Below are 4285 nucleotides of genomic sequence, written 5' to 3'. Positions count from 1 at the left end.
CGGCGGCGCGCTGGGGGCCGGGCACATCGGTACCCTGCGCGCCCTGGGCGAAGCCGGCGTTGAACTGGACATCATCGGCGGCACCTCGATCGGCTCGGTGGTTGCCCACGCCTACGCGGCCGGCGACGACGCCCATGCGATGCTGGCCGACTACGAGCATTTCTTCATCAAGCGCAAGGCGCTGGGGCGCTTCACCCTGCCCTGGTACAGCCTGCTCGATCACCGCCATCTGGATGCCTGCATGCAGGACCAGCTGGGTGATTCACGCCTGGAAGACCTGCCACTGAACTTCTTCGCGGTCGGCGCCAACCTCTCCACCAACGAACTGGAGGTGGTGCGACACGGGCTGTCCCGGCACGCGCTGCGCATTTCCACCGCGATCCCGGTGGCGTTGCCGCCATGGATCAACGCGCAGGGCCAGGTGCTGGTCGATGGCGGGGTCATGAACAACGTGCCGATCTCGGTGATGCGCGCGATCAAGAGCGGTCCGAACATGGTCTCGATGCTCTCTCCGGGCAACGAGTGGCAGGTCAAGAGCGCCTATGAGCGCGTGCCCTCGCGGCTGGCGCTGGCCTGGCAGCTGCTGCGCAGGCAGCGCAGGGACGATGACTTCCCGCGTCTGGGCGAAGTGGCGGCACGTTCGATGCAGATCACCTCCGGGCGCATGCTGCGCGGCACCGGGCTGGGCAGCGACCTGCTGCTCAAACCGCCGGCCGTGCCGGGCATGGGGTTGCTGAACTTCAAACTCGGCCGCGCGCAGGAACAGGCCGGTTACGAGTACACGCGCCGCTTCCTGGACAAGGCCGGTGGCCTGGAAGGCATCCAAGCCTGGCAGCGCGGTGAAGTCATGCCCGAATTCGAGGACTGACCGCCCTCAGGGCAGTGGCCCGAACAACAGCAGCCCACCCAGCCACAACGCCTTGCACAGCACGTGCAGCAGCTGGTCCCGGTTGTAGCTGATACGGCGGCCACACTTGAGGTCGTCGATCAGCCAATGGCTGGCCGTCTCCAGCACGCCCAGCAGCAGACTGCCGGTGATCAGCGCGACCGCGCCGCCGTGGATCACCGCATGTGCGCCCAGCGCCTGGTACCACGGCACACCCTGCATCGGCGAAAAGCGGCTCTTGGCTCGGGCCAGGAATTCGCCCTGCAACGGGTAATCGGCCACCGCATGGCCGAGGATCAACAGCAGGAACGTCTGGAGGATGTCGTAGGGGGCCATCTGCGCACACGGCTCGGGCTAGGTCTGGAGTCTGGCACTACTTGGCGGTGGCAGTGAAGATGCCATCCCACTGCGCCGGCGGTTGAGCCCGCAACTGCTCGAGCCGGTCCGCATACCGGTCATGCAATGCAGCCAGCGAGGCGGCGACGGGGAATTCGCGCAGCACCTGCAACGCCAAAGCGGCCGCATCGAACTCGGCCGCACGGTACCGCGCCAGCATCTGCGCATGCGCCTGCGCGTACTGCTGGAATGCCGGGTCGGCAACCAGGTCGGCATTTCCCAGCAGCGCATGCAACACCACCGGCTCACTGCGCCCCACCACCCGGACCCGGTCGACTTCGATGAAGGCCAGATCGGTGGCCTGCATTTTCACCGCCCCGGTGACCAGCACCGTGACGCCGTAGAACTTGGTCAACCCCTCCACGCGCGAGGCCAGATTGACTGTGTCGCCGATGGCCGAATAGGAAAAGCGTTGTTGCGAACCGAGATTGCCGACGCAGGCCTCGCCGGTATTCAGTCCGATCCCGATGCGGATCGCCCCGCCACTTTCACGGTTGAGCGCATCCACCGCGGCCACCATGCCCAGTGCCGCCAGGCACGCCTTGCGCGGATGCGCGGCGATATCCACCGGTGCGTTCCAGAACGCCATGATCGCATCGCCGATGTACTTGTCGATGGTGGCCTCATGGGCCAGCAGCACATCGGTCATCGGCGTGAGATAGCGGTTGAGCAGCGAGGTGAGTGCGTCAGGCGACAGGTTTTCCGACAGCGCGGTGAAGCCACGGATATCGGAGAACAGCACGGTGATCGGGCGGCTCTCGCCACCCAGCTTCAACGCCTGGGCGTCGTGCGAGAGCCGCTCCACCAGCGCCGGCGACAGGTATCGCCCGAACGCCGAGCGCACGAAGCGCTTTTCCCGGTTGCCGATGAACAGCAACGTCGGCAGCAGGGTCAGGAACACCGCCAACAGACACAACACGGCCGGCAGCGGATCCAGCAGCCAGGCGTGCCGGCGGTACGCCCACCATGCGCCGCCGAGCACCGCGACCAGCAATCCCAGCAACACCGCCGAAGACAGCAGCGGACGACTGCCGTTGAGTACCAGCAACAACAGCAGCGTGCCCAGCACCGCCACCAGCACCTCGGCACCGCGCGCCCAGTCCGGGCGCTGCAGGAACTGCTGGTTCAAGGCCTGGTCGATCAGCTCGGCATGCACGTTGACACCCGGCGCGGCCGACGCCAGCGGAGTGGCGACGATATCGCGCAGACCGATCGCCGAGGTTCCCACCAGCACGATGCGCCCCTCCACCTTGGCCGCCAACCTCGCCGCGTCGGACTGCAGCAGCTGCCATGCCGGAATCACGCTCATGTGCGGCATGCCCGAGTAATGCAGGCGCAGATGCCCATGCCCGGAGGCCGGCAACTCCAGCGCGCCCACTTTCACCGACATCAGCGCCAGCGGCCCGCCGCCGCGTTCGCCACTGGCATCGGTGGAACGCAATACCAGGCCCGACGCACCCTGCGCCACGCGCAGCGCCTCCACGCCGAGACCGGGATACAGCTGGCCCGCGGCCGCGGTCACCAGCGGCATCGAACGGATGATGTTGTCGTGGGCCGGCGGAAACGAAAAACTGCCAAGGCCGCTGGCGGCCGCGGTCAGCACCGGCAGATTGGACAGGCCGCCCCGGACGGCCGGCAGGTACTGACGCGGATCGGTCCCGGCAAAGGACAGCCCGGCCAGCGGCGGTGGCAGCTCACGGCCGACTTCATCGGCCGGCGCCACTCCCATCACCACCGGATGACGGACGATGGTCGCGGCGAACAGCGCATCGTTGTCCAGCGCCAGCTGCGGCGGCAGGCGGATATCCAGCCCCTGCGCGCGCAACCGCTGCAGCTGTGGCCCCAGCGAGGTGCGATCGGGTTCGGTGAACACCATGTCAAAAGCGATGGCGGCCGCGCCCAGCTGACCGGCGGTGTCGACCAGCTGCCCGATCTGGTCGCGCGGCCACGGCCATTGGCCGACCCGCTGCAGCGAGGCCTCATCGATATCCACCACGACCACGCCCGGATCGGCCGAAGCCGTGCGCGGCGCGCTGCGCTGGAAGGCATCGAACAGCAGGTCCGACAGTCGCGCCAGGCCATCGCGCAGCACCACGTCCGCCACCAGCGTCAGCAGCAGTACCAGCACACCGGCGAAGAGCAGCCGGGCCTTGCCCGGGCGCAGCGGCCGCGCGTTTGCCGTTCTGGTCATCGACCGCCGCTCACTTGGCAGCGCCGGCATCACGGTTACCGCCGAAAATACCGCTGGCCGACCATTCGCCCTCCTCGACCTGGAAGGTGCCGAACATCGCCGCAGCCTTGTCCTCGCCATCGCTGGCGAAACCGGCGCTGTAGCCGCCACTGAGCGAACTGTTCTGGTCGTCCATCAGGCTTCCCGCAAAGGCGCCATCGGGTGTGCCCGGCAATGCCATGTTGTTGATATCCAGATTGCTGTCGCCAAAGGTGCGTCCATCGAAGTTGCTGATCTGGAGGCTGCCGGTGCCCGTGGCGAAATCCACGGTCGCGCTGAAGTCGCCCCGGACGGTACGGGTATCGGAGACGCCATCGCTCACCGCTCCGAGCGCATGGCCGCTGTAGCTGGCGACGATATCGGTGGGCAGCTGCGCAGCGGGAGTGACGTTGCCCACGATCCAGTAGCCGTGCTCGGCGCTGTACTCGGTGCCGTTGGCGGGCACGAACGCCTCCCAGTGGCCCCAGCTGAGGTAGTCGCAGTCACACAGCAACGCCGGTTCGACCGCCACCTGCAGGGTGCCGTAGCTGTTGCTGGCGCCGTACTCGGTGTTGGACACGTACTGGCCATCGACGACCTCGTAGGCCGCACCCTCCCACTGCATCGGCGCGATGCGCGCGGAGAACGTTCCGGCGGTCACATCGAAAACCAGCTGTGCGCTGCCGCCGAGGGCCGCACGGCCACCACTGAAGCTCGACGCGAAGCCACTGTACGTGCCTGTCAGCGTTTGCAACGGGGGCTCCGGCTCGGGCTCGGGCTCCGGCTCCGGCTCG

The 4285-nt window shown here is 67.4% G+C and carries 4 protein-coding genes; 1 reads left to right on the top strand and 3 read right to left on the bottom strand.

Annotation, left to right across the window (positions count from 1 at the left end):
• The coding region (locus JCM9942_RS11480; RefSeq protein WP_172675100.1) for a patatin-like phospholipase family protein at positions 1 to 868 on the top strand (868 nt) is incomplete at its 5' end.
• 6 nt (positions 869 to 874) lie between these two features.
• Here the strand turns inward: JCM9942_RS11480 and JCM9942_RS11475 are convergent.
• The 3 genes from JCM9942_RS11475 to JCM9942_RS11465 form a co-directional block, all read right to left on the bottom strand.
• Entirely contained in the window at positions 875 to 1222 is a 348-nt protein-coding gene (locus JCM9942_RS11475; protein WP_054659784.1) for a DUF3307 domain-containing protein, read from the bottom strand.
• Between the two features lie 37 nt (positions 1223 to 1259).
• Positions 1260 to 3473: a CHASE2 domain-containing protein gene (locus tag JCM9942_RS11470; protein ID WP_158499976.1), complete on the bottom strand. Its 2214-nt coding sequence runs from the start codon at positions 3471 to 3473 to the stop codon at positions 1260 to 1262.
• 10 nt (positions 3474 to 3483) lie between these two features.
• Positions 3484 to 4285 (bottom strand): HupA family protein (locus JCM9942_RS11465; protein WP_218185485.1); only part of this gene is annotated, 802 nt, incomplete at its 5' end.

Origin of the sequence: Stenotrophomonas pictorum JCM 9942 (genome assembly GCF_001310775.1) — a bacterium.
GTDB lineage: Bacteria > Pseudomonadota > Gammaproteobacteria > Xanthomonadales > Xanthomonadaceae > Stenotrophomonas > Stenotrophomonas pictorum.
This window is presented reverse-complemented; position numbering and strand designations above follow the sequence as displayed.